The sequence below is a fragment of the Dermatobacter hominis genome (genome assembly GCF_020715685.1).
Classification (GTDB): Bacteria; Actinomycetota; Acidimicrobiia; order Acidimicrobiales; family Microtrichaceae; genus Dermatobacter; species Dermatobacter hominis.
Genome location: NZ_CP085840.1, coordinates 4248196 through 4273420, shown reverse-complemented (window position 1 = coordinate 4273420; position 25225 = coordinate 4248196). Strand labels below are relative to the sequence as shown.

The window sequence follows — 25225 nt, the reverse complement described above, 5'->3', positions numbered from 1 at the left end:
CCGGCGGCCGTGGTCATCCCCCGGTGCGGGCGCGGACGAGGCGAGCGGAGCGGGACAGCACCCGGCGTCCGTTGCGGACCGGCGACCGCAGGGCCTTGCGGAAGCGGACGTCGACCTCGCGGACGAGCGCCTCGGTCGTGAACACCTCGAGGGTCGGCGGGGCCGCCGCGGGCGCCGCCTCCCGGAGCGGGGCGCCGCCCCGTCGGGCCGTCGCCCACACCGAGCCCGCGATCGGGCGCAGCTCCGCCTCGGGCGTCATCGAGTCGATCTCGGCCAGGATCTCGAGCGCGGTGCCGAGCTTCTCCTTGCCGACCTTCTGCTCGGCGCTGACGCAGCGGCCGAACCACTCGAACGTGTCGTGCAGGCCGGTGAAGACCCCCGCCTCCTGGACCTCCCAGTCGCGGAGGAGGTACTCGAGGCCGTAGCTCGTGACGTTGAAGTAGTGGGACGGCACGGCGTGCAGCGGCTGCATGAAGGCGATCTCGATGTAGAGCACGCCCTCGGGCTTGAGCACGCGGCGCATCTCGTCCATCGCCTGCTGCGGGTCCGGCACGTGCTCGAGCACCGCCTGGCTGAGCACGAGGTCGAGCGAGCCCGTGCGGAACGGCAGGCGCAGGCCGTCGGCGAAGATGTCGGGCAGCTCGAAGTGCAGGTACTCGAGGTTGTAGACCCGGGGGTCGCCGAAGCGGCGGTCCCCGCCGCCGACGTCGACGACGACGGCCTCGGGCCCGAGCTCGGCGACCAGCTCGGCGAACCGGGGCGGGAAGCCGTTGCCCCGGTTGACGGGCTCGAGCGACGGGAGCGGCGCGTCGTCGGGGCGCACCAGCACGTCGTAGCGGCTGACCACGACCTGGTCGCCGTGGTTGTGCGGGTTGCCGACGCCGGTGGCCCGGACCCGCAGGACGTGGTGGCCGTCGGCCAGCCCGCAGAGGTCGACGAGGACGAGCTCGGTCTCGACGCGGTACAGGTCGACCAGCCGGACGGGCTCGTCGTCGACGAGCAGCTCGGCCTGGCCGCACCAGTCGTGCGCGTAGAACGAGATCGACACGCCCACGCCGTCGAACGGCAGCACGAGCTCGTGGGGCCCGTCGCCCGTCGTGCGGGCGCCCTCCCACCCGTAGACCCACTCGCCGACGGCGGTGATCGAGGGGTCGTCGACCGCGACGGGCACGCGGACGTGGCCCCCCGGGGTGCCGCCCTCCGCCGCCCGCTCGAGGTCGACCGGGCGGAAGCTGACGTCGTAGCTCTCGACGATGCCGACGCGGCCGTGCGCGCTGCAGAGCAGGTCGGCGGCGACGATCAGGCCCTCGTGCCGGCTGGCGTCGGCGACGGCCAGGGCTGCGCCGCAGGTCGGGCAGGCCAGGGCCTCCAGGAGCCGCTCCTGGCGGCGGGCGGCCTCGCGTCCCTCGGTCATGTGGGCGTGTCCTCTCGGGGGTCGATGGCCGGGCCGTCGGGGGCGCCGACGTGGGCCACGAGCTCCATCTCGTAGGTCCCACCGTTGCGCCGACCGCTCGCGACCACCTCGACGTCGGAGAACCCCACGTCGAGCAGCACCTCGGTGAGCGAGTCGACCGTGTACATGGCCAGGTGGTCGTCGCCCGTGTAGTCCTGCAGCCCGAACGTGGCCACGGCGAGCTCCTCCATCGACAGATCGCCCGACGCCGCGGCCCGGACCAACGCGCCGAGGTCGGGGCACACGACGTGGAGGCGACCGGTGGGCGCGAGCAGCCGCTTCCAGTACGGGAGGATGACGGTCCGCAGCTCGTGGAAGCGGAAGTGCTCGACCAGGTGCTCCGACAGGAGCTCGTCGAGCGTCCCGTCCTCGAACGGCAGGCGCCGGACGTCGCCGACCACGTCGATGCCGGGCAGGGCCCGGGCGTCGGCGTTGACGTAGCCGGGGCGGACCTTCTCGCCGGCGCCGACGTTCAGCCGCAGGACGCCGCCGTGGCGGGCGCGCAGGGCCTCGAGGCCGCCCTCGGTGAGGATCTGCGGCTCGGGCAGCGCCTCGGGGGCCGGGCCGGCGGGCAGGCGCTCCCGGAGGTCCATCGCCATGGCCTCCTGCTTGCGCTGCAGCACGTCGAGCCACGTGGTGAACATCTCGAAGCCGCCGTGCTGCTCCCGGGTCAGCGTCTCCATGCCCCGGACGACCATCCGGGCGATCGCGTCGCCGTCGGCGGCGGGGGCGACCTCGACCGGTCGCTCGGCGGCCGCCGCCGCCGAGCGCTCCAGCGCCTCGCCCAGGTGCTGGACGCTGCGCTCGAGGCGGTCCAGGCGCCGCGCCAGGTCGTCGTCGCGATCGGCCTGGTGCGCGACGTCGCGGGCCACGCGGCGGACCCGGCCCGCCATCCGTCGGACCGCGGGGGCCTCGGGCGACGGTGCGGCCACCGCCGGGGCGGCCGGGGCGATGCGGTCGAGCCAGTCGACCGGCACGTCCTTGGTGGCGGCCTCGGGGCTCAGGGCCAGGTCGCGGACGATCTCGGTGCGGGGCCGACCGGCGGCCAACTGGGCGAGGAGGTCGGGCTCCGACGGGCCGATGCCGCGGCCGAGCACGACCCGGTGCACCTGGACGAGGAACTCGTGCGGGTCCGGCTCGGCGAGCGACCAGGCCACGTGCTGCTCGACGGCCCGGCTCCACATGGGCCGGACCTCGGCCCGCCAGCCGACGCCGAGCGGGGTGTCGAACGGCGTGTTGAGGCCGGCGACGACCTCGAGCCGGGGGCCGCCCTTGGCGAGGAAGTCGAGCTGCGCCTGCAGCTCCCAGTCCTCGGGTTCGCGGTCGAGCACGACCTGGAACAGGTGGGCGACGAACCACGGGTCCTCGGCGAGCAGGGCGCGGACCACGCCGCCGGACACGTCCCGGGGCGAGCGGTCGGGGGCCAGCAGCACCTCGGCGACGTGCAGCGACACGGCCGGGTCGACCGCGCCGACGTCGACGAGGAGGTCGGCGAGCTCGCCGTCGATGACGCCCTGGCCGTGCGGCTGCCAGGCGTCCGCGATCGCGCCGTAGAGCTCGTCGGTGCGGGCGACGGCGTGCTCCATCGACCACTTCTGGTCGAACAGCTCGCGGCCCCGGCGGCCCATCTTGTCGCGCAGGCCGCCGTCGGCGACGAGCGTGGCGAGGGCCTCGGCGAGCGCCGGCGCGTCGCCGGGCGGCACGAGCAGTCCGTTGTCGTCGACCAGGTCGGCCATGCCGCCCTCGTCGCACGCCACGACCGGCTTGGCGAAGCTCATCGCCTCGAGCAGCACGAGCCCGAACGACTCGTAGCGGGACGGGGCGCAGAAGAGGTCGCACGACGCGTACGCGGCGCGGACCTCGTCGTCGGGCAGCTCGCCGGCGAAGCGGACCCGCTCGAGCAGGTCGGGCCGGCCGGCGTGGTCGTGCAGGAAGGCCTCGCGGTAGGTGCGGTCCATCTCCGTGCTCGGCGTGTCGCGCCCGACGATCGTCGCCCGCAGCTCGGGGAAGCGCTCGAGCAGCTCGGGCAGCACGTCGAGCAGGACGTCGATGCCCTTGCGCCGCTCCAGCCGGCCGACGAACAGCAGCTCGACCGTGCCGTCGGAGCCGTCGCGGACCGCGACGGTGCCGGGCGACGGGTCGGCGAGGCCGAAGTGCGCCAGGTGGACCTCACCCTCGGTCCGGGCCCGGGCCGAGCGCTCGGTGGCGGTGGAGTTCGCGTGCAGGTGCGGCGACCGGCGGAGGGTCTCCGCCTCGAGCGCGGCGAGCGCCTGGATGTGGGGGCGGTCCTTCCACGACGAGAGGATCTCGGTGACCTTCTCGATCGTGGTGACGACCGAGGTGATCGTCGGGAAGCGCCCGTCGAGCGCCGGGAGCAGGCTCTCGCAGTTCCAGATCGGCGCCGAGACGAGCGACAGGGGCCGCCGGCGGTGCAGCCGGTCGACCTCGTGGTACAGCGCCGCGCAGTGCTCGAGGTTGTGGCGCAGCACCGTGCCCTCGAGCCCGTCGACGTAGCGGTCCTGCACCGGCACCCGGTGGACCCACACGCCGTCCTCGAGCTCGATGCGGTGGTTCGAGTCGGAGCGGGTGACGACATGGACCTCGTGGCCGGCGGCGGCCAGGCCACGGGCGGTGTCGGAGGTGAACCGGCCGACGCCGCCGACCTGCGGCGGGTACTCGCCGGACACGAAGCAGTAGCGCCGGCTGCGCTCGTCGCCGATCGTCGGGAACGGCAGGAAGTCCTCCGCGACCGGGTCGGGCAGGACGACCGACCGGCGCTCGGCCGCGGTGCCCAGCTCGACGCCGTCGCCGAGGCCCCGGTTCACCTGGTCGACGAAGTCGGCGATGCGCTCGGCGTCGGCCCCGGCGCGCCGGAGCTCGCGGGTGCCCGAGGCGATCACGCCGTTGGCCCACGTCGACAGCTCGATGAGCACCTCGCCGGGCGACCGGGTGGTGGTGCCGTGGCTGAGCGCGAAGTACGCCCGGTTCTTGACGATCGGGTACGGGTGCGTCCACGTCGTGCGGTCCGCCCGGAGGTGGCCCGGCAGGTAGTGGTGGTGGACGGCGGCGCCGGCGAGCGGCACCAGCCGGTGCCCGGCGTCGGTGAGCTGCATGCACAGCTCGGTCTCGTCCAGGTAGTACTCGATCGTCTCGTCGAACCCGCCGACCTCGACGAGCGCCGTGCGCAGGAAGCTGCAGTTCGTGCCCTGGAGGTACACGAACGGGTCGGCCTGCGGGTACGTGTACTCGTCGAACGGCGGCGCGAGGTCGAAGCGCGGCTCGCCGATGCGGGTGCACGCCGAGTAGCGGTACTGGAGCTTGGTCCCCGTGTGGTCGTACACCAGGCCGCCGGCGCCGGCGACCTCGGGCGAGTCGTAGGCGGCGAGGAGGCCGGCGACCCAGTCGGGCTCGGGGATGGCGTCGTCGTCGATGAACGCCACGACGTCGCCGGCTGCGGCGGCGATGCCCAGGTTCCGGGACCGACCGAGGTGGACGTCGTCGAACCGGACGACGCGCAGCCGCCCCTCCCACTGCGCGAGCAGCTGGTCGGTGCCGTCGGTCGACGGCCCGTCGACCACGACGACCTCGAACTCCGCGCCGACCTGGCGGCGAAGTCCGTCGAGCGTGGCCGGCAGGCTCGCAGCCCGGTTGTAGGTGTTGATGACGACGGTCGCTCGCACAGGCCTCACCGGTCCCGGTCCGCTGCACCGGCGACGATCCGCCAGGTCCCGTTGAGGTCGGTCAGACCCGATCCGGCCATCCGCTCGCCCTGGCGGACCGAGAGCGGGACACCGTCCCAGCGGTCGAACAGGTGCTGCACGTGCTGGTCGTTGATGGCCACCGCCACCTCGTACTTGCCCGGGTAGAGCCACAGGGTCGGCAGCGAGTACGAGAGGTAGCCGCTGCCGGAGACCTTGCCGACGGTGACGTCCTTGATGTGGGTGTTCGTCCCGTCGATCCACACGCCGTTCTCGCCGAACACGGCGTAGCCGAACACGGGCTCGTCGACCGGCGCGTTGGCCCGGTAGTGCAGCCGCAGCTCGAGCGGTTCGCCGTAGGTCGGGTGCGCGAGCGGGGCGCCGTCGGCGCCGTGGAACGTGACGTCGGTGATGACGAGGTCGTCGTCGCGCTTCACCGCGCGACGGATGCCGTCCCTGCGCTCCTCCTCGTCATCGGTGGCGTCGCCGTCGGCGCGATCCTGCTCGGCGGACAGGTCCTCGGCCTCGTTCACCTTGCGCAGGTACTCGCGCGCGATCTCGGGCCCGGTGCCGGTCAGCTGCAGGACGCCGTGGTCGAGCCACGCGGCGCCGTCGCACATCGTCTGGACGGTGCCCATCCCGTGGGTCACGACCACGATGGTCACGCCGCGCCGGCGGAGCGAGTAGAGGTGGTCGAAGCACTTGCGCTGGAACTCCTCGTCGCCGACGGCGATCACCTCGTCGATGATGAGGATCTCGGGGTCCACGTGGATCGCGACCGAGAACCCGAGCCGCACGTACATTCCCGACGAGTAGATCTTGACGGGCGAGTCGATGAAGTCCTGGACCCCGGCGAACTCGACGATCTCGTCGAAGACCTTGTCGATCTGCTTGCGCCCCATCCCGAGGATGGTGGCGTTCATGTAGACGTTCTCCCGGCCGGTGAGGTCGGGGTGGAAGCCGGCGCCCAGCTCGAGCAGCGTCGAGATCCGCCCGTCGATGGTGACCTTGCCCTCGGTCGGCCGGTAGATGCCGGCGATGCAGCGCAGCAGGGTCGACTTCCCGGAGCCGTTGTGGCCGACCAGGGCGTACATCGAGCCCTCGGGGATCTCGAGGCTCACGTCCTTGAGGGCCCAGAAGTGGTCGATGTCGGTGCTGCGGTCGCGGCGGGTGACGAGCTCCTTGACCGAGTGGGCGCGGTCGGTCTGCAGGCGGAACCGCTTGGAGACGCCCTCGACGACGATCTTGCTCACGTCAGAGCTCCTCGATCACGAGCGGCGCGTACCGGCTGAACACCCACCAGCCGACGATCAGGCTGAGCGATGCCGACAGGCCCATCACGATCCAGTTGGAGGTCGTGGGCAGGTCGAGCATGTACACGGTCTGGGTCATCCCGTTGACGTACGAGGTCAGCGGGTTGAACTTCAGCACCGCCTGCGCCGTCGGCTCGAGCATGTCGAGGCGGTAGACGATCGGTGTGGCGTAGAACCAGACCTGCAGCAGGATGCCGACGAGGTACGAGACGTCCCGGAAGCGGATGTTGCCGAGCCCGAGCACCAGCCCGATGCCGAAGGCGAAGCACGCGGCGAGGAGCATCACGGGGATCGCCACGAGGAACGTCCACGACACGTTGCCGAACACGATCATGAAGGTGAACAGGATCACGAGCTCGAGGCCCGCCTGGATCATGACGGTCGTGAGGCCGGCCACCATCGGCGCCTCGGGCGGGAAGTAGGTCCGCGTCAGCAGACCGCCGGCGTTCAGGAACGACATGATCGACGTGTTGATCACGCCCGAGAACAGGTTCCACAGCACCAGGCCGCAGAACAGGAACAGGGCGAAGCTGTTGAGCGACCCGTTGCCCGCGGTCGGGGCCTGCCCCTTGAGGAACACCCCGAAGACCAGCGTGTAGATCCCCAGCGTGGCGGCGGGGTTGATCAGCGACCACGCCCAGCCCAGGAAGCTCTTCTTGTAACGAGCCTTCAGGTCTCGCTGGGCGAGGTTGACGATCAGCGTCCGGTAGGACCAGACCTGCGCGGGGGTGGACAAGCGACGACCTTCGCTCGACGACGGGACCGGACGAATCTAGCAGTGGGCACTCGCCGGACCGGGGCCACCGACGGCCGTCCGGGGGCTACAGGAGACGTCCGTCACGGCGCCTCCCGAGTCGCTCAGCAGAGGTCGGCGACCGCGGCGTGGGGGTTCCGGGGCACGTGCAGGAACGTCAGCGACGGCGAGCGCAGCAGGTTCACCACGAACTGCCGGGGTGACATGGGGGCCGTCGTGGTGTTCTGCAGGTCCTGCAGCGGCGGGCACGACAGCGCCCGGCCGGCCATGCGGGCGTCCGCGTCGAGCTCCTCGGGGTCGCCGAAGCGGGCGTCGACCCAGGCCATGGGCATGTCCTTGGCGTGGCCCACCCGCGCGCCGGGCAGCGCCTCCATCCGGGACGCGAAGGCGTCGGAGAGGCCGATCGGGTCGACGAGGTGCACGTCGGGTCCGGCTGCGAAGCCGAGGATGCCGATGTTGGGCCACACCACGTAGGTGCCACCGGCCGACGGCGACGAGTGGACGGGGCGGTAGAAGGAAGGGACGAGCAGCACGTCGTCGCCGCCCTCGGCGCGGGCGCGGGCGATCGCCGCCCACCGCGTGAACCGGTTGGCCCCGTGGTCCTCGAGCGTCACGGGGTGCTCGTGCTCCGCGGCCACCGAGTACACGGTCCGCTCGTCGAGCACCCCGTCGGCCACCGGCGAGACGAGCGGCTGACGCGCGGCCGACCACACCACGGTCCCCCACACCACGAGCAGCAGGACGGCGACGCCGCCGGCGCGCACCGGCAGGCGCCGCAGCACGTCGGAGGGCAGCGCCGCCAGCGGGAGCAGCACCAGGAACCAGTCGGGCAGCAGGAGCCGCGCGTGCATGAAGTCGCCGCCCACCCTGACCACCCACGTCGCGTGCAGGACGGCGGCACCCCAGGTGACGGCCCAGAGCACCAGCAGCGGTCGTCCCACGACGCCGGAGCGCACGACGAGGACCGCCAGCGCGGCCACGACGACGAGCGGCACCCAGAGCCAGCCGTCGAGGAGGAAGTCGGCGACATAGCGCCCGCCGGTCCCCCAGTCGGCCCCGCCGGCCTCCTTGGCCAGCGCGGTGTTGGGCACGAGCGCGCCGAAGAAGCCCATCCGGAAGACCTCGTAGGCGACGGGCACGGCCACCGCGACGCCGAGCGCCCGCAGCACGCCCCTCCACGACCGGTCCGAGACCACGACCAGGACCGCGAGGAACGCGACGGAGTAGAGCGACGCGTCGGGGCGGATCAGCGGACCCAGGCCGAGGAGCACCGGCAGCCACCACGGCCGCCACGGAGGGCGGCGGTCGTCGGCGACCGCCCGCACGGCGAGGGTCCCGAAGCAGGCGGCGCACCACAGCCACAGGAGCGGCCCCTCGAGGCCCGAGCTCGAGAAGTCCCAGACCGCTCCGAGCGGCAACCAGGCCAGGATGGCGACCGGGACCACCGGACGTGCCCACGCCCGCCACTGGGAGTCGACGACGACGGCGACCGCGCCGACCGAACAGGCCAGGCCGACCAGGACCGCGATCCACTCGGCCTCGATCGCCCACCCCAGCAGGGCGCGGGGCACCAGGAGCGCGAGCAGCCACAGCTGGCTGGTCCCCGCCTCGACCCGCTCGCCGACGTTGAACACCGGCCCGTGGCCGTCGAGCACGTTCTCGACGATCCGGAGGTTGATGAAGCCGTCGTCGGACATCCAGCGCCGGGACCAGAGGGCGACCAGGAACGCCACACCGAGCACGCCCCAGACCACCAGCAGCCGGCGGCGCTCGTCCGGATCGACCTCGGGCCGCTCGACCGCCGGGGCGACCACCGCCTCGGGCAGGTCGAGCACGTCATCCACCTCGGTCACCGTCGGTTCGCCGCCTCTCCTCAGGCCCGGACGAGACCAGTCTCGCCGATGCAGCCCGAAGGGAGGGATCTCTCGGGTCCCTCGAGCACGACGCGGGCACCGGTGCCGGGGTGGACCGTGGCGACCCAGCCGTCGGCCCTGCGACCCGTCCGCTCCCCCACCAGGGCGGCGGCGTCGAGCGGGTCGACCACGTTCGGCGGCGGCAGCACGGCCACGCGCGCCGCGTCGGCCCACGACGCCGGCGCGACGTCGTCGAGGCGCTCCGGGCCGAACTGCACCCCGCCGTCGAGGGCCGCGTCGGAGCCCCAGACGGCCGGGTAGACCGCCCAGTAGTCGCCGGCCAGGGCGTCGACGCCGCAACGGCGCAGGTCGTCGGCCAGGTCGCGCGTCGCGGCCTCGGCGCTGGGCGACCGCGTGCGGTCCCGCACGGCGGTCCACGCGCCGGCGCCGACCACGACCAGGTGGGCGGCCACGCCGACGCAGAGGGCGGCGGTGGCCGTGCGCCGCAGCGACGGCGAGGAGGCCGACGTGGCGGCGACGGCCCCGGCGCCGACCGCCACGACGAGCCCGGGCCACCACCCGGTCGCGTAGCGGAGGTCGACGTCGAGCGACAGGGCCCGCAGCGCGGGCAGCCCGAGCAGGCACACGACCACGACCGACAGCAGCGGCCACGCCCGCCGGCCGCCGCGGGCGAGCGCGGTTACGCCGGCGACGCCGAGGCCGAGCACGACCGCGCCCGCCACGAACCGCAGCCCTCCGGCCGAGCCCGGCGGCGACGCCGCGTCGCCCCAGAGGACCCGCCCGGTCAGCCGCACCGTGTTCCAGGCCCGGTCGAGGTAGCCCCACTCGGGGTGCTGGACCGGCTGCGCGCTCGAGTCGAGCGACGCGAACGAGTTGCGGAGGTTCCACAGCAGGAGCGGCGCGGCGCCGACGACGATGCCGGCCCCGGCCGCACCGATCCGCCGCCACCAGGGCAGCACGACGACGGCCGGGGCCGCCGCCGCGACGAGCACCGCCACCGCGCCGGCGGCGTGCATCGGCTGGGCGTAGACGGCCAGCCCGGCGAGGGCGCCGGCACCGATCCACCGCCCGGTCCGGTCCGGACCCCTCGCCACCCAGACCGCGAGGCCGGCCAGCAGCGCGCCGAGGTGGTAGCCGGGGTAGATGCGGAACCACACGGGCCACCCCGCGACCGAGGTGGCGCCCAGCAGGCCCGCGACCGCCAGCGCCGCCCACCACCGGGCCCGGTCGGAGGCGCCGCGGGCCCGGCCCACGACGTCGATCGCCAGCCAGGCCCACACCGCCACGGCGGCGATCCACAGCAGCTGGTGCAGCAGCCGCATCGGCAGCTCGTACGGGCCGGCGATCCACCACAGCGCCGCGTAGGCCGGCACCTCCAGCACGCCCTGGTAGGTGTTGCCGGGGAAGACCAGGTCGGGCCCGCCCCGCACGAACTCGACCGGCAGCAGCGCGGCGACGGCCTCGTCGCCGTTGACCATGGTGCCGTCCCGGACGCCGGTCATCGTGGCGACCACCGGCGTGGCGACGACCGCCAGGACGAGCACCGCGACGACCGCCTGCAACGACCGCACCACCGGATCGCGGCCGGCACGGCCGGCACGATCGGTCGGTCCGCCGCTCGGATCGGGAGCCGGGTCCGCCTCGGCGGGATCGTGGTCCGGGCGCCGCTCGCCGGTGTCCGCCGGGACGGGCTCGGTCACCGCCTCACTCTGCCGCGTCGGTCAGTGCCTCGGCCAGCGCAGGGTGGACGAAGATGCTCTCCGCGATGTCGTGGACGCGCAGGCCGTTCGTGACCGCCACGGCGAGCACCGCGATCAGCTCGGCGGCCTGCGGACCGACGATCGATCCGCCGAGGATCACGCCCGTCGCCGGGTCCGAGATGATCTTCACGAAGCCGCGCGGATCGTCGTTGATGAGGGCCTTCGCGGTCGACGCGAACGGGACCTTGGTGACGCGGACCTTGCGGCCCTCGGCGAAGGCGTCGGCCTCGCCGAGGCCGACATCGGCGATCTCGGGGTCGGTGAAGATGGCCGAGGCCGCCTTCTCGTAGTCGAGGTGGCGGTGGTCCACCTTGTGGAGGCCCATGACGTGCTCGGCGATCTTGCGGCCCTGCATCGAGGCCACCGAGCTCAGCGGCAGCTTCCCGGACAGGTCGCCGGCGACGTAGATGTGCTCGACGTTGGTCCGGAGGTGGTGGTCGAGCTCGCGCACCCACGGGCCGTCCATGTCGACGCCGGCGTCGGCGAGCCCGAGCCCGTCGCTGTTGGGGATCGAGCCGATGGCGAGCAGGCAGTGGCTGCCCTCGGCCGACCGGCCGTCGTCGCAGCGGACGATCACGCCGCCCTCGGTGCGCTCGAGGCCGACGGCCCGGGCGCCCTTGTAGAGCCGCACGCCCCGGCGGAGGAAGTCGTCCTCGAGCACGGCCGCGACCTCGGGGTCCTTCGACGGCAGGACCTGCTGGCGCGACACGATCAGCGTCACCCGGCACCCGAACGACGAGAACATGTGGACGAACTCCACGCCGGTCACGCCGGAGCCGATCACGATCACGTGCTCGGGCAGCACCTTGGGCGGGTACGCGTCGCGCGTGGTGAGGACCACGTCGCCGTCGGGCTGGGCCCACTCGGGGATCCGGGGCCGGCTGCCGGTCGACACCATGATGGCGTCGGCCTCGAAGCTGAGCTCGCCGTCCTCGGTGGTCGCGACGACCGTGTGGGCGTCGACGAGCCGGCCGGTCCCCCGCACGAGGTTGACGCCCTGGCTCTCGAGCAGGGTCCGGTTGTGGCGCTCCAGCCGCTCGGTGATCCCCTGGATGCGCTCGCGCACCCGCTCGAGGTCGACCTGCGCCATGGCGACGTCGAGGCCCATGCCGATCGACTCCTCGATCGCGTCCAGCCGGCCGCCGGTGGCGATCATGGCCTTGGACGGCACGCAGTCCCACAGGTGGGCGGCGCCGCCGACGATGTCGCGCTCGATCAGCGTGACGTCCGCCCCCAGCCGGGCGGCGGACGTCGCGGCCTGGGTCCCGGCGGGCCCCCCGCCGATGATGACGAAGCGCAGCGACATGACCACAGGCTACGACGCCCCGGGCCCGCAGCGGACCACCGACCCCGGTCCGCCCGGGGCGCCTCTCGGGTCAGGGCCGCCCGGTCGTCACGGTTAGGTTGGGGACGATGCCCGACCCACGACCAGAGCACGGCGCCGCGCCCGACCCGACCGGCGGCGACGGCGCGGAGCGTCGCATCGAGGAGCTGGAGTCCGAGGTGGCCGCGCTGCGCCGCGACGTGTGGTCGGTCCGGGACGCCCTCATCGGCGCGCAGGCGGAGTCGGCGACGCTCAAGGTCGAGAACCGCGAGCTCCAGGTCCGGATCGGCCAGCTCACCCAGGCGCTGGCGGAGCAGACCACGCTGAACCGCGTCGTCGGACGGATCCGGCGCGACCGGCGGGTGCGCGCCGCGGGCCGCCGGGCCCGGGCCCTGCTCGACCGCCGGGCCTGACGTCGCGGGTCGGCTCAGTCGGCCTGCAGCCGGGCCACGACCTCGGCGAGCGGCTCGCGGAAGTCGCGGCTGGGCTCGAAGCCGTGCAGCCGCCAGGCCAGGCCGTCGAGCACCGAGTTCGCCGGCCGGGGCGCCGGCCGGGGCGGGTCGAGCTGGTCGGTGCTGATGGGCAGGATGCGGTCGGGGTCGTGGCCGGCGGCCGAGAACACCGCCCTGGCGAACTCCCACCAGCTGACGGCGCCCTGGTTGGTCGTGTGGAAGGTGCCGGGCACTCGCTCGACGGCCAGCTTCACGACCATCTGCGCGAGGTCGCCGGCGAAGGTCGGGTGGCCGATCTGGTCGTCGACGAAGCTCAGCGTGTCGCGCTCCTCGGCCAGGCGCAGCAGCGTCTTCACCATGTTCGCCCCGTGGTACCCGCAGACCCACGACGTCCGGGCGATCGACCACCCGGGGTCGATCTCCATCTCGCCGCCGAGCTTCGTGCGGCCGTAGACGGACCGGGGGTTCGGCCGGTCCCACTCGACGTACGGCGTGTCCTTGGTGCCGTCGAACACGTAGTCGGTGCTCACGTAGACGACGTGGGCACCGACCCGCCGGGCGCCGTCGGCGACGAACCGCGTCGCGCCGCAGTTGACCCGGTACGCGGTCTCGACCTGCTCCTCGCAGGCGTCGACGGCGGTGAACGCCGCGCCGTGGATGACCGCGTCGGGCTCGAAGGACGTCAGCACGCCCAGCACGTGGTCGCGGTCGGTCAGGTCGTGGTCGGGCAGGTCGAGGCCGAGCACCTCGTGGTGGCCGGCCGCGTCCAGCAGCTGGACGACCTCGGTGCCGAGCTGGCCGTTGGCCCCGGTGACGACGATGCGCACGTGGTCCCTCCCGTCGGGCTCAGCGGTTCCGGACCCGCTCGAGCAGCGGCTCCCACCACTCGGGGTGCTGGACGTAGAACGCGACGGTCTCCTCGAGCGCGGCGTCGAAGTCCTTGGCCGGAGCCCAGCCGAGCTCCCGGACCTTGTCGGTCCGGATCGAGTAGCGGCGGTCGTGGCCCTTGCGGTCCTCGACGTAGGTGACCGAGGACTCGTCCTTGCCCAGGAGGGCGAGGAGCCTGTCGGTGATCACCCGGTTGGTCAGCTCGTTGCCGGCGCCGATGTTGTAGATCTCGCCGACCGTGCCCTGCCGCAGCACGAGGTCGACCCCGGCGCAGTTGTCGAGGACGTACAGCCAGTCGCGCACGTTGAGCCCGTCGCCGTAGAGCGGCACGTTGCGCCCCCGCAGCAGCGAGGTCACGAAGAACGGGATGAGCTTCTCGGGGAACTGGTACGGGCCGAACTGGTTCGAGGACCGGGTCACGACCACGGGCAGGTCGTGGGTCTCGTGGTACGCGAGGGCGATGAGGTCGGAGCCGGCCTTCGCCGCGCTGTACGGCGAGCGGGGGCTCAGGCGGTCGGTCTCGCTGAAGGAGCCCTCGTCGATCGAGCCGTACACCTCGTCGGTGGAGATGTGGAGGAACCGCTCGACGCCGGCCTCCACGGCCAGGTCGCACATGACGTTCGTGCCGGAGCAGTTGGTCCGCACGAACACGTCGGGGTCGAGCAGCGACCGGTCGACGTGGCTCTCGGCCGCGAAGTGCACGACGGCATCGTGGCCCGGGAGCGCGGCGGCCACCGCGGCGCGGTCGCAGATGTCGCCGTGGACGAAGGTGAACCGCGGGTCGTCGTCGAACTCGGCGAGGTTCGCCCGGTTGCCCGCGTAGGTCAGCGCGTCGAACACCGTCACCGAGTCGTCGGTCGTGGCGAGCACGTGGCGGACGTAGTTGGATCCGATGAAGCCGGCGCCGCCGGTCACGAACAGTCTCACTGGGTCTCCGGTCTGTCGATCGGGAGGGGGGCGATCGGGGGTCGGGCGATCGGGGGTCGGGCGGTCAGGTGCGGAGCGAGGCGTGGGGCTGCCACATCGCCTCGATGTCGGCCCGCCGGGGGTTGGCCCGGTCGCGGTCCGACAGGATCGGGTCGGCGACGCCCCAGTCCGCGGCGATGGCGGGGTCGTCCCAGGCCACGCCGAGCTCGTCGGCCGGGTTGTAGTAGCTGTCGACCAGGTAGGTGATCGTCATGTCGCTGATCGACGCGAAGCCGTGGGCCACGCCGGGCGGGATGTACACGCCGAGGTGCTCGTTCGGCCCGCCGTCGACCTCGCCGAGGTCGAGCATCTGCGTCGCGCCGTCGGTGGGGCTCCCCTGGCGCAGGTCGTGCAGCACCACGCGGGCGTGGCCGAACGGGACGTACCAGTAGTCGGCCTGGTGCAGGTGGTAGTGCAACCCGACGATGCAGCCGGCGACGCGGTTGCCGCGGTTGGCCTGCACCATCTCGCGCCCGCCCGGGAACCACTGGCGGCGGTAGGTCTCGACGAAGTAGCCGCGGTCGTCGCCGAACACGTTCGGCCGCACGACGTACACGCCGTCGATCACTTCGGAGGGGGTCACGTCGGGCATGGCGCTGTCTGTCCTCACTGGAGCTCGTGGCCTCGCACGGCCGGCGGCCCATCGGGTCGGGTTCGTGGGTGCCGGCGCGGTCCGCCGGCGGCTGCTCAGAGCAGGTCGATCGTGCAGTCGTCGCCGATCATGAGCCGTGTGGCGGCCGGTCGGCCCGCCGACCGTCGCACGGTGGCGTCGCGCCCGATCAGCGAGTCGGTGAGCCGGGGGACGCCCTCGATCGTGGACCGCTCGAGCACGACCGAGTGCTCGATCTCGGAGTCGGTGATCACGCAGTCGGGGGCGACGGCGGTGAAGGGGCCGACGTAGGTCCGCTCGATCCGGGTGCCGGCGCCGATCACCGCCGGGCCGCGGATGTGGGAGTCGACGACGACGGCGCCCTCCTCGACGACCACCCGGCCGTCGAGCACCGACGTGTCGTCGACGGTGCCGTCGACACGGGGCTCCAGCGTCTCGAGCACGCGCCGGTTCGACTCGAGCAGCGGGTCCTTCTTGCCGGTGTCGAGCCACCACCCGGTCAGCCGGTCGTGGCGGACCCGGTGGCCGTGGTCGATCAGCCACTGGATGGCGTCGGTGATCTCGAGCTCGCCGCGGGGCGACGGCTCGATGGCCTCGACCGCGGTGTGGATGGCGGGCGTGAAGAGGTACACGCCGACGAGCGCGAGGTCCGAGGGCGGGTCGGCCGGCTTCTCGACGAGGCGGACGACGTGGCCCTCGGCGTCGACCTCGGCCACGCCGAAGCGGTGTGGGTCGGGCACCGGGCACAGGAGGATCTGCGCGGCCGGCGGCGCCAGGTCCTCGTGGAGCGTCGGCGTGTTGGCCCGCTCGCGGTCCTCCTCGAAGGTGGCGACGAAGTCGACCAGCCCCTGCTGGAGCATGTTGTCGCCGAGGTACATCACGAAGTCGTCGTCGCCGAGGAAGTCCCGGGCGATGAGCACGCAGTGGGCGAGGCCGAGCGGCTCGTCCTGCGGGATGTAGGTGACCTTGGCGCCGAAGTCGGACCCGTCGCCGACGGCCTCCATGACCTCGGCACCCGTCTCGCCGGTGATGATCCCGATGTCGGTGATCCCCGCCTCGACCATGTCCTCGATGCCGTAGAACAGGATCGGCTTGTTGGCGACCGGCACGAGCTGCTTCGCGCTCGTGTGGGTGATCGGCCGCAGGCGCGTGCCGGCACCGCCGGAGAGGATGAGACCCTTCACGGGTCCAGTTCTACCAGCAGATCCGGCGAGTTCCCCCGTGCGAGGGTCACACCCGGCGCCGCTCGGCGGGGCCGACCAGGGCCTCGACGAGCCGCTTCGCCGCAGCGTCGTAGGTGTTGCCGACGGCGTAGGCCCGGCCCGCCGCGGACAGGGCGGCCAGGCGGTCGGCGTCGGCGAGCAGGTCGCCCAGCAGGGCGGCGAGGCCCCGGGGGTCGAGGTCCACCGGGGCCTTGACGACCACGTCGTCGGGGTACTCCGAGAAGGTCCCGATGTCGGTCACCACCGTCGGGATGCCGGCGGCGAGGGTCTCGGCCACCGACGCCGACGACTCGCCGTTGGTCGACAGGCGGAGCTGCACGGCGACCGTGCTGCGCGACAGCCACTCCCGGTACTCGTCCTCGGAGACCTTGCCGGTCACCGTCACCCGGTCGCCGATGCCCAGGTCACGGGAGTTCACCCGCAGCGCGTCGAGGAACTCCTCGCCGGAGTGGCCGACCAGGGCGAGGTCGGCACCGGGCACGTCGGCCATGGCCGCGAGCAGCACCTCGCTGCGCTTGGCGGGGCTGACGAAGCCGAACGAGCTCACGGTGGGGTGGGCGTCGCGGCGGGCGGCGCGCGCCGCGACGAGGTCGTCGAGCACCGGTGACGGGATCGAGAACAGCACCTCGGGCCGGCGGGCGCAGTCGAGCTCGACCAGGTCGGCGGCGTGCTCGGAGTGCACGAACATCCGGGTCGCGACCCGGGCGACGTCGGCCACCATCAGCACGCCGAACAGCAGCTCCTCGGGGAGCGGCAGGTACCCGGACCCTCCCATCGGCGCCGGGTAGCGACCCGGGTACATCCGGTGCAGCGCGGCGCCGAAGCCCTCGGGCAGCAGATCGGGGTGCCGTCGGGCCATCTCGGAGTAGAGGATCGTCAGCCTTGCGTCGTGCAGGAACACCGCCCCGGGGCGCCGGGCCAGCATCCGCTCCTCGAAGATGTGGTGCTGGCTGTTGCCGAGGAAGTAGACGACCTCGTCGAAGCGGCCCTCGATGCGCTCGATCAGCGGCAGGTCGGCCAGCCGCTCGACGCGCACGCCGTCGGGCACCTCGGCCAGCGCCGGGTCGATGCTCGTGAGCAGCGTCAGGTCGCAGTGGCGGGGCAGGTGCTCGAGCAGGTGGGCCATGTAGGCCGACGGTCCGCTGAGCTGCGGCGGGACCGGCGAGGCCACCGCCAGGCGCGGGCGCGGCGAGCGGACCGCCAGGGCCGGGCGGCGCTGCAGCTCCGCGTACTGCTCGAGCACGCGCCCGGCGACCTCCGGCCAGTCGAAGCGGGACGGGATCGGCTGGGCCGCGAGCTCGTCGCGGAAGGCGTCGTCGTCGAGCACGCGGGTGACCACGCGGGCGATGGCGTCGACGTCGGTCGCGTCGAACCGGGCCCTCGGGTCCTCGACGAGCTCCCGCAGGGACGAGTTGTCGCCGACGACGGCCACGGTGCCGCAGCGCCGCGCCTCGAGCACCGGCAGGCCCAGGCCCTCGTAGAGCGAGGGGAACACGACCGCCCGGGCGGCCCGGAACAGGTCGATCAGCACGGTCTCGGAGACGGCGCCGGTCAGCGCCACGTCGTCGGCGATGCCGAGCTCGGCGGCGCGGGCCTCGAGCGCCTCGCGCGCGGATGGGTCGACGTGGCACTGCACCACGAGCGGGAACCGGTGGCGGAGCTCGGGCGCCACCTGCGACCAGGCCTGGAGGAGGCGGTCGAGGTTCTTGCGCCACTCCACGCCGCTCGGGCACAGCAGGTAGCCGGCGGCCGTCGTGCGCTCGGGGAGGAACGGGGCGAGGTGGCGGACCAGCTCGGCGCGGTCGTGGGGGCCCGGTGTGAAGTGGTCGCCGACGCCGCCGTAGACGGTGACGACGCGGTCCGCCGGCACGTGGCCGAGCTCGACGAGGTCGCGGCTCGTCGCCTCGGAGATCGACAGGACGCGGTCGCAGGAGCGGAGGAAGCCCAGCCGCTGGCGGTACCGGAGGGCCGCGACCGGGTCGCGCAGGTACACGTCGGGGAACCGGGCCGGGATGAGGTCGTAGGCGGTGGCGACGACGCCGGTCCGGGGACCGACCCACGGCGGCAGCAGCGTGACCTCCGAGACCGCCTCCACGAACGGGCTGGTGACGTGGAACACCGACGGCGGATCGGCGTCGAGCTCGATGTCGTCGCTGCGGCGGACCTTGCCCGTCGGCAGGAGGCGGAGCATCTCCTCGTGCATCGGCAGCATCGGATCCGCGACCAGCCAGCGCAGGGCCGTCGGATCGATCCGCTCGATCTCGCGGATCAGCTGCAGCGTGTAGCGGCCGATGCCGCGCACGGCGTGCTCGTGCGCCTGCAGCGCCCGCAGGTCGACCGCGACCCCACCCATGGGGTCAGTCGACCAGCCGAGCGTCGCCCACGTCGTCGGGCGTGTGCGCCCGCACCTCGGCGATCAGCTCGGCCTGGCGCAGCTCGAGCGACTCGAGCAGCAACCGCTGCTGGGCGAGCTCCCGCCCGATCACGTCGATCTCCGAGCTGTGCGCCTCGATGACGGCCCGGTTGAGGCGGGCGAGGTCGTCCTGGCCGGCCTGGAGGTCCACCAGCCGGGCGTCGAGCACCGCGAGCTGCGCCTGCAGCCACCGCAGGAACGGGGCCAGGGCGGCGCGCACGAGCTGCTTCAGTCGCGTCCTCATCGGACAAGTCCTAGTTCACGCAGCCGCCGCGCCGCGATCATGCCCACCCGCTCGTGGCGGAACGGGGCGAGCGCCTCTCGCCCCCGCTCGGTCAGCCCGCGACCGAACGCCGGGTCGTCGGCGAGGCGGCGCAGCGCGGCCGCCGCCGCGTCCAGATCAGGGTCCGCCCAGTGCCCGTCGGCCGGGTAGAACTGGCCCGGCCCGATCTCGACGACCTGCGCCGGCACGAGCAGCGCGTCGCCCTCGGCCATGAAGTCGAGGTTCCCCGAGTACGCGGTCGCGACGACCGGCGTGCCGACCGACATGGCCTCCGCCATCGTCAGCCCGAGCCCCTCGGATCGGTGCAGCGACGCATAGCAGTCGGCGACCGCGACGAGCGCCAGGCGGTCGCGCGCGTCGAGGTACCGGTCCCACACCTCGATGTCGGTCCGGTCGCCGACGGCGTCGAGCAGCCGCTCCAGCTCCTCGGGGAAGACCTCGCCGTTGATCGACTTCAGGACGAGCCGGGCGCCGTCGCCCTCGTCGAACGCCCGGCGGAACGCCTCGACGAGGCCGATCGGGTTCTTGCGCTCCATCACCGAGAGGAAGTCGAACGAGAACAGCACCGTGAAGCGGTCGTCGAGCCCGAGCCGCGCCCGGTCCCCCTCGACGACCTGCGGGTCCTCGAACTCGAGCGGGACCGGCACCAGCGACACCGGCACGCGGTCGTAGGCGGCGAACACGTCGGCCAGGTAGCGGGTCGAGGCCCACACCTCGTCGACGTGGCCGAACGACGACAGCTGGCGCTCGGTCAGCACGTCGGTCTCCCAGTACCAGAGCCCGATGTTGTGCCGCCCGGCGAGGAAGTCGGGACCGACGTCGGCCACGAAGTAGGGCAGTTGGTCCGGCGTGATCATCAGGAGGTTGGCGGCGTGCGGGGCCTCGAGCCGCGGCGCGGGTTCCCCCGAGCTGCGACGGCTGCTCGTGCGGTCGTAGGCGACGCTGGTGACCTCGACCCCCGCCGACTCCAGCGCCGAGCGCAGGTGGCGGGCCGCCACGCCGAGACCGAGGTCGCCGTCGAGGTAGCCGACGAGGTTCACGCCGCCGCCCCGGGGACGGGTGCGGGCGACCGTCCGCCGCGGTGCGGGGCGGTCGGGCAGCACCGCGGGGGCGATCGCCCGCTCGCGGACGCCGTGGGTCCACAACCAGCGCACGAAGCCGTCGCGATCGGCCCAGCGGGCCGACGGGAACGCCGCCGCCACGTCGGGGCGGTCCTCGAGCACGAGGTCGGCGGCGAGCGACACGCCCGACCCGTCGGACCGACCGGGCCCCGCCAGGACGTCGAGGAAGGCGCCCGCCTCGTCGGCCACGAGCGGGTTCGGCGGCTGCCGGCGCTCGGCCAGCTCGGCGCGGAACCACCGCCGCAGCGCCGGGGTGACCGGCACGCCCACGACCTCGTCGGGCGACGGGCACGGCGTCGGCCCCGCGCCCGCGTCGGCCGCGACGACCGCTTCGGCGGCGCGGTGCAGGAGGTGGCGGAGGGGCGGGCTCGTGCTGGCCCGACGGCGCGGCCGGGCGCCCGGCTCGGCCCACCACCACGGTCGGGCGGGGTCGAGGCCCTCGAGGTCGACGAGGCGCAGCGGCCCGTCGCCGACCGTGGTCGCCCCGTCGGCGTGCTCGCCGAGCTCGATCGCATCGGAGGTCCGGGCCGAGAGCCGGTACGCCGGGTCGACCAGTGCCCGGGCGGCCGTCCCGATCGGGACGTCGTGCCACAGCCCGTCGAGCGCGCTGCGGTGGTCGCCGTCGACGTCCCTCGCCGCCTCGGCCGCCCGCGACGACCACCACCGGAGCAGCGCGCGGCGGTGCTCGCCGCCCGGGCCTGCGGCCGCCGGGAGCGAGAGCACGCCCGGCAGGGCGCCGCCGAACGGCAGGCCGGACCCCTCGTCGACCCGGGCCGCCAGCACGAGCGGCCCGTCGACGAGCGCCGGCACCTCGGCGAGCAGCCGGACGGTGTCGGCCAGGACCAGGAGCGGCTCGTCGACCAGGCCGTCGGGCAGCGACGCCAGGACGGACGGCAGCGCCGCCCAACCGGCGCGCCGCGCCCCGAGCGCCATGGCGAGGTCGACCGAGCGGATGCCGTCGACGGCCTCGGGGGGCAGGGCCACCCACAGGTCCGCACCCGACGGCGCACCCGGCCCGCCGGCGCCGTCGTGGCGGTCCTGGTGGACGGCCACGACGGTCCTCGAGGGCAGGGCCCGGCGGAGGTCGGCGACCAGCGGGCCGGCCCAGGCGCGCCGCGCCGACGTCGTCAGGACCAGGACCGTCACGTCGCCATTCTGCTCGGTCCCGGTCCTAGGATCGGTCGATGCCCTCCGCCGGCCAGCTGCGCTCCATCCCCCGTGCCGTCGGGCGCTTCGGCGAGGTCGAGGACGCCGTGACCGAGCTCCAGCGCCGGGTCGACGACCTCGAGGCCGCGCTGTCGGCGGTGCGCGACGAGGTGCGACGCACCACCCAGGAGCTGCTGGAGGAGCTGGCCCGCGAGCGGGCCGCCCGCGACGGGGGCTGACCGCTCAGACGTAGCGCAGCGGGACCGGGTAGTTGTCGTACGACGTCCCGTGGTTGGGGTTGTAGTAGGGGTCCCCGAGCAGCTGGTCGCCCCAGCGGCCGCGCAGGGTGCGGGTCTCGAGCTCGCTCACCGTCGGGTCGCGGGTCACGGACTCGAAGTGGTGGAGGCGGGCCTGCGGCGACACGACCAGGCGGTAGCCGCGCGAGCGCAGCTTCAGCGACAGGTCGACGTCGTTGTAGTTGGAGGCGAGCGCCTCGTTGTAGCCGCCGACCTCCTCGAACACCTCGCGACGGATGCACAGGCAGGCGGCGGTCAGGCCGGCGACCTCCCGGTCGAGCGCGAGCGCCGAGCGGTTCTTCGGGCTGTCGGGCAGCTGGCCGAACATGAGGTGCCCCGGGTTGCCGGCCAGGTGCACGTGGCCGGCGTGCTGCACCCGCCCGTCCTCGAACAGCAGGACGAGTCCCGACGCGCCCACGTCGGGCTCCCGGGCGAAGCCGACCAGGACCTCCAGCCAGTTCCCGTCGATCACCTCGACGTCGTCGTTCAGGAACACCAGCAGGTCGCCGGCGGCCACCGACGCACCGAGGTTGCACTTGGCCGAGAAGTTGAACGGCTCGGTGAACGGCACCACCCGCGCCCGGCCCCCGGCCAGCTCGACGACCTCCTCGAGCACCTCGGGCGGCGTGTCGTCGTCGGCGACCACCACCAGCTCCCAGTTCGGCCACGTCGTGCGCTCGACGATCGAGCGGACCGCCTCGACGACCATCCGTCGCGGCAGCCCCCAGATCCGGCCTTCGGAGCCGCGCGTCGGGACGACGATGCTCACGAGCGGGTGCGCCGCGTGGCGGCGGACCAGGTGGAAGTAGCCCCGGTTGGGCAGCTCGACCACGTCGGCGTCGATGCCGACGCGCGCCGCGTGCTCCTCGAGCGCCCGGCGGGCCGACTCGTACGCGTAGGGCTTGACCTCGGTGCCGGCCAGCACCGACGTGGCGATGACGCGCCAGTGGTACAGCACCTCGGGGATGTGCACGATCCGCCGGGCCCGCTCGGTGGCGCGGAGCACGAGGTCCCAGTCCTGGGAGCCGTCGAAGCCCCGGCGGAAGCCGCCGACCTCCCGGGCGAGCTCGGTGCGCATGGCCGACAGGTGGCAGGTGTACATCTGGTCCCGGAACCGCTCCGGCGACCAGTCCGGCTTGAAGAACGGCTCGATCAGGGAGCCGTCGGGGGCGAGCACGTCCTCGTCGCTGTAGGCGTAGTCGACGAGCGGGTCCTCGAAGGCCGCCGCCATCCGGGCCAGTGCCGTGGGCACGAGCACGTCGTCGTGGTCGAGCAGGGCCACGACCTCGCCCTCGGCCGCGTCGAGCGCCAGCTGGCTCGCGCCGGCGATGCCGAGGTTCTCGTCGGAGCGGATGACCGTGACGCGGGGGTCGGCCGCCGCGGCCGCGACGAGCATCTCGCCGACGTGCGGCGCGCGTGACGCGTCGTCGACCAGCACGTGCTGGTGGTCGCGCCAGGTCTGCTCCGCCACCGACGCCAGGCACTCGGCGAGGACGTCGGCGGGCGGGTCGTGGACCGGGGTCAGGACGGAGATGCGCATGCGGGGACCGGCTCGTCGGGACGGGGTGCCGTCACTTCACCACGACGTTCTCGCAGCGCATCACGTTGTCGGAGCCGCCCCCGACGTTGAGCGCCGCGACGCAGGCCCGGTGGGTGCCCTTCGACGCCGGCACGCTGACGGCGTAGCCGTGGACGTCGCCGTAGCCGGGGTAGTTGCGGTCCCAGCCGGCGCGGGGCCGGTCCGCCCACACCGAGTACCAGCGGCCGTCGACGATGAGCACCACCACGATCGGGTCGAGCGACTCGTCGTCGAGGGCCCACCCGCTCGAGGTGATGCGGCCGCCGGCGGCGCCGAGCGACTCGACCGCGCCGCGGGGGTTCGCCGCCGGCACGTTCACGCTGGCGCAGGCGAACTTGAGGTCGGTCCCCGGACCCTGGTTGATGCCCACACCGCACACGGTGCGGTAGCCGCCGGTGATGCCGAGGAGGCGGGCCGAGAAGCGGTTGCCCGACGTCCACTGCGTCCGGCGCCACTGGCCGTCGACCAGCAGGTTCACCGGCAGCGAGCCGGCGTCGGCGTCGGTCGCCCAGCCCCGGACGTCGATGCCCCCGGGGACGGCCGAGATGCCGTCGATCGCGCCGACCGGGCTCCGCCCCGACGGTTCCGGGACGGCCGCGCCCGAGCAGCCGAGCGACGAGTCCCGTCCGTAGCCGCGGTTGACGGCGAGCACGCAGACGTCGTGCCACCCGGGCGAGAGGCCGCCGACGTCGACCCAGAAGCCGTGGTTCGGGCCGGCCGACGGGTAGCTGGCGGCGACGTCGGGTCGCGACTGGTCGGCCAGGGCCGGGCGGACGACGCCGTCGACCACCACCATCACCGTCACCGGTCCGTCGGTGTCCATGTCGAGCGCCCAGCCGATGACGGTGAGGCCGCCGTTGCCGGGCACGATCCGGTCGACCGAGCCCACCGGTCCCGCGGTGGCGCGGATCCAGGTGGTCCAGGCCTGGGCCCGGTCGCGGATCTGGCCGAGCGACCCCTCGATGCTGCCCGGGCAGCTGGTGAGCACGACGTCCTGGTGGCCGACCACGCGCGGCAGGTCGACGACCACCCCCGCGGCGTACTTGTTCGAACCGCCCGAGGTGAAGGCGACGCGGCTCGCCGGGTCGACGTCGTGCAGGGCGAGCTTCCACCCGATCACCTGCGAGACCGATTCGAGGCTCGCCGCGCTCGGCTGCGCCTGCGTGTAGTCGCCGATCACCATGACACCCACGGAGTTCGTGTTGAACCCCTGCGCGTGGGCGCCGATCACCGGCCGGTCGATCCCGCCGCCGCGGCCCTCCCACACACCGCCGTACTTGTCGACGACGAAGTTGTAGGCGATGTCGGACCAGCCCCGACCGTCCATGTGGTACGCCTGGATCGACCGCAGCACCCCCGGCACGTCGGCCGGCGAGTACGAGTTGCTCGAGTCCGAGTGGTGGACGACGGCGAGCTTGACGGTGCTCGCGTAGCTCGTCGACAGCGGGGCCCTGGCGCCCCAGGTCGAGCGGAGGTTGATGCCGAACGGCGGCGCGAGCGACGCGTCGGCCAGCGGCGTGGAGTCGGCGGCGGTGCGGTGCAGCTCCTCGTGCACCGTCACGACCTCCGCCTGCTCGGCGTCGTCGGCCGCCATCGTCACCTGGTAGCCGTCGGCCGACCGCACCCAGAGCGGCTCGGTGCCGGCACGCGAGGTCGCCGCCTCGGCGGTGCCGGCGTCGGGTCCGCCCTCGCCCTCCATGTGCAGCTCGTGCCACTCGCCGAAGTCGCCGGACGCCTCGCGGACGCGGACGAGCACCGGCGCGGAGGGCGCCCGGTCGAACGTGAAGCCGATGGCCGTGAACTCGCGCGTGGCCTCGTCGGTGGCCACCACCGGCTCGGCGGCGAGCGGCTCGTCGGACGCGGCCTGCGCGGCACCGACCTCGGACGGGGGCAGCGTCGTCGTGGTCGGCAGGTCCTCGGTGGCTCCCACCGTCTCCATCGAGAAGGCGAGGGTCGGGAGGGGCAGGACGGACAGCAGCAGGCCGACGCCGAACACGACGGCCAACCGGCCGAGGACGCGCCGCCGTCGGGGGGAGGGCTCCGGCATGGGGTGCGAGTCTACGCACCGCGCG

General features: G+C 73.6%; 18 protein-coding genes. 2 read left to right on the top strand and 16 right to left on the bottom strand.

Features of this window, described 5'->3' with window-relative positions; all coding sequences use genetic code 11:
• Positions 1 to 13: 13 nt before the first annotated feature.
• The 7 genes from LH044_RS19910 to LH044_RS19880 all read right to left on the bottom strand — a co-directional run bounded on the left by LH044_RS19910 (position 14) and on the right by LH044_RS19880 (position 12158).
• The gene (locus LH044_RS19910; protein WP_227757389.1) at positions 14 to 1414 is read right to left on the bottom strand and encodes a class I SAM-dependent methyltransferase; all 1401 of its coding nucleotides are present in this window, start codon (positions 1412 to 1414) and stop codon (positions 14 to 16) included.
• Positions 1411 to 5133 (bottom strand): glycosyltransferase, encoded by a 3723-nt coding sequence (locus LH044_RS19905; RefSeq protein ID WP_227757388.1) that lies wholly within the window; start codon positions 5131 to 5133, stop codon positions 1411 to 1413. Before LH044_RS19905 ends, LH044_RS19910 begins: the two co-directional genes overlap by 4 nt.
• A gap of 5 nt (positions 5134 to 5138) precedes the next feature.
• Positions 5139 to 6404: an ABC transporter ATP-binding protein gene (locus tag LH044_RS19900; RefSeq protein WP_227757387.1), complete on the bottom strand. Its 1266-nt coding sequence runs from the start codon at positions 6402 to 6404 to the stop codon at positions 5139 to 5141.
• A gap of 1 nt (position 6405) precedes the next feature.
• A complete protein-coding gene (locus LH044_RS19895) occupies positions 6406 to 7200 on the bottom strand; it encodes an ABC transporter permease (protein WP_227757386.1) in 795 nt (264 codons plus the stop codon).
• A 122-nt stretch (positions 7201 to 7322) separates the two neighbouring features.
• Positions 7323 to 9071 (bottom strand): arabinofuranosyltransferase AftB family protein, encoded by a 1749-nt coding sequence (locus LH044_RS19890; RefSeq protein WP_227757385.1) that lies wholly within the window; start codon positions 9069 to 9071, stop codon positions 7323 to 7325.
• Between the two features lie 20 nt (positions 9072 to 9091).
• Complete coding sequence (locus LH044_RS19885) at positions 9092 to 10792, bottom strand: hypothetical protein (RefSeq protein WP_227757384.1); 1701 nt, start codon at positions 10790 to 10792, stop codon at positions 9092 to 9094.
• A 4-nt stretch (positions 10793 to 10796) separates the two neighbouring features.
• Entirely contained in the window at positions 10797 to 12158 is a 1362-nt protein-coding gene (locus LH044_RS19880) for a dihydrolipoyl dehydrogenase family protein (protein WP_227757383.1), read from the bottom strand.
• A gap of 107 nt (positions 12159 to 12265) precedes the next feature.
• On the opposite strand from LH044_RS19880, the gene LH044_RS19875 reads away from it, so the two are divergent.
• Positions 12266 to 12589 (top strand): hypothetical protein, encoded by a 324-nt coding sequence (locus LH044_RS19875; protein ID WP_227757382.1) that lies wholly within the window; start codon positions 12266 to 12268, stop codon positions 12587 to 12589.
• Positions 12590 to 12603: 14 nt separating this feature from the next.
• Here the strand turns inward: LH044_RS19875 and rfbD are convergent, their stop codons facing one another.
• The 7 genes from rfbD to LH044_RS19840 form a co-directional block, all read right to left on the bottom strand.
• Entirely contained in the window at positions 12604 to 13455 is an 852-nt protein-coding gene (gene rfbD / locus LH044_RS19870; protein WP_227757381.1) for a dTDP-4-dehydrorhamnose reductase, read from the bottom strand.
• Between the two features lie 19 nt (positions 13456 to 13474).
• A complete protein-coding gene (gene rfbB / locus LH044_RS19865; RefSeq protein ID WP_227757380.1) occupies positions 13475 to 14443 on the bottom strand; it encodes a dTDP-glucose 4,6-dehydratase in 969 nt (322 codons plus the stop codon).
• Positions 14444 to 14507: 64 nt separating this feature from the next.
• Positions 14508 to 15074 (bottom strand): dTDP-4-dehydrorhamnose 3,5-epimerase family protein, encoded by a 567-nt coding sequence (locus LH044_RS19860; protein ID WP_227757379.1) that lies wholly within the window; start codon positions 15072 to 15074, stop codon positions 14508 to 14510.
• Between the two features lie 95 nt (positions 15075 to 15169).
• Positions 15170 to 16276: a glucose-1-phosphate thymidylyltransferase gene (locus LH044_RS19855; protein WP_227757378.1), complete on the bottom strand. Its 1107-nt coding sequence runs from the start codon at positions 16274 to 16276 to the stop codon at positions 15170 to 15172.
• Positions 16277 to 16322: 46 nt separating this feature from the next.
• A complete protein-coding gene (locus LH044_RS19850; protein ID WP_227757377.1) occupies positions 16323 to 18668 on the bottom strand; it encodes a glycosyltransferase in 2346 nt (781 codons plus the stop codon).
• A 4-nt stretch (positions 18669 to 18672) separates the two neighbouring features.
• Positions 18673 to 18972 carry a hypothetical protein gene (locus LH044_RS19845; protein ID WP_227757376.1) on the bottom strand — a complete coding sequence of 100 codons (300 nt, stop codon included), beginning with the start codon at positions 18970 to 18972 and terminating at the stop codon, positions 18673 to 18675.
• The gene (locus LH044_RS19840; RefSeq protein WP_227757375.1) at positions 18969 to 21278 is read right to left on the bottom strand and encodes a glycosyltransferase; all 2310 of its coding nucleotides are present in this window, start codon (positions 21276 to 21278) and stop codon (positions 18969 to 18971) included. The genes LH044_RS19845 and LH044_RS19840 overlap by 4 nt, the downstream gene beginning before the upstream one ends.
• Positions 21279 to 21316: 38 nt before the next feature.
• Here LH044_RS19840 and LH044_RS19835 point away from each other — a divergent pair, with 38 nt between their 5' ends.
• Positions 21317 to 21517, top strand: coding sequence for a hypothetical protein (locus LH044_RS19835; RefSeq protein WP_227757374.1), 201 nt, complete (start codon positions 21317 to 21319; stop codon positions 21515 to 21517).
• A 4-nt stretch (positions 21518 to 21521) separates the two neighbouring features.
• Here the strand turns inward: LH044_RS19835 and LH044_RS19830 are convergent, their stop codons facing one another.
• Complete coding sequence (locus LH044_RS19830) at positions 21522 to 23114, bottom strand: glycosyltransferase family 2 protein (RefSeq protein WP_227757373.1); 1593 nt, start codon at positions 23112 to 23114, stop codon at positions 21522 to 21524.
• 31 nt (positions 23115 to 23145) lie between these two features.
• Positions 23146 to 25200, bottom strand: a complete 2055-nt coding sequence (locus tag LH044_RS19825; RefSeq protein ID WP_227757372.1) for an N-acetylmuramoyl-L-alanine amidase — start codon at positions 25198 to 25200, stop codon at positions 23146 to 23148.
• Positions 25201 to 25225 lie beyond the last annotated feature (25 nt).

Bases quoted from the DNA above. Each gene is read 5' to 3' on its own strand.
- LH044_RS19835 (WP_227757374.1), top strand. From the start codon at position 21,317: ATGCCCTCCGCCGGCCAGCTGCGCTCCATCCCCCGTGCCGTCGGGCGC.
- LH044_RS19860 (WP_227757379.1), bottom strand. From the start codon at position 15,074: ATGCCCGACGTGACCCCCTCCGAAGTGATCGACGGCGTGTACGTCGTG.
- LH044_RS19875 (WP_227757382.1), top strand. From the start codon at position 12,266: ATGCCCGACCCACGACCAGAGCACGGCGCCGCGCCCGACCCGACCGGC.
- LH044_RS19910 (WP_227757389.1), bottom strand. From the start codon at position 1,414: ATGACCGAGGGACGCGAGGCCGCCCGCCGCCAGGAGCGGCTCCTGGAG.
- LH044_RS19845 (WP_227757376.1), bottom strand. From the start codon at position 18,972: ATGAGGACGCGACTGAAGCAGCTCGTGCGCGCCGCCCTGGCCCCGTTC.
- LH044_RS19825 (WP_227757372.1), bottom strand. From the start codon at position 25,200: ATGCCGGAGCCCTCCCCCCGACGGCGGCGCGTCCTCGGCCGGTTGGCC.
- LH044_RS19830 (WP_227757373.1), bottom strand. From the start codon at position 23,114: ATGCGCATCTCCGTCCTGACCCCGGTCCACGACCCGCCCGCCGACGTC.
- LH044_RS19850 (WP_227757377.1), bottom strand. From the start codon at position 18,668: ATGGGTGGGGTCGCGGTCGACCTGCGGGCGCTGCAGGCGCACGAGCAC.
- LH044_RS19880 (WP_227757383.1), bottom strand. From the start codon at position 12,158: ATGTCGCTGCGCTTCGTCATCATCGGCGGGGGGCCCGCCGGGACCCAG.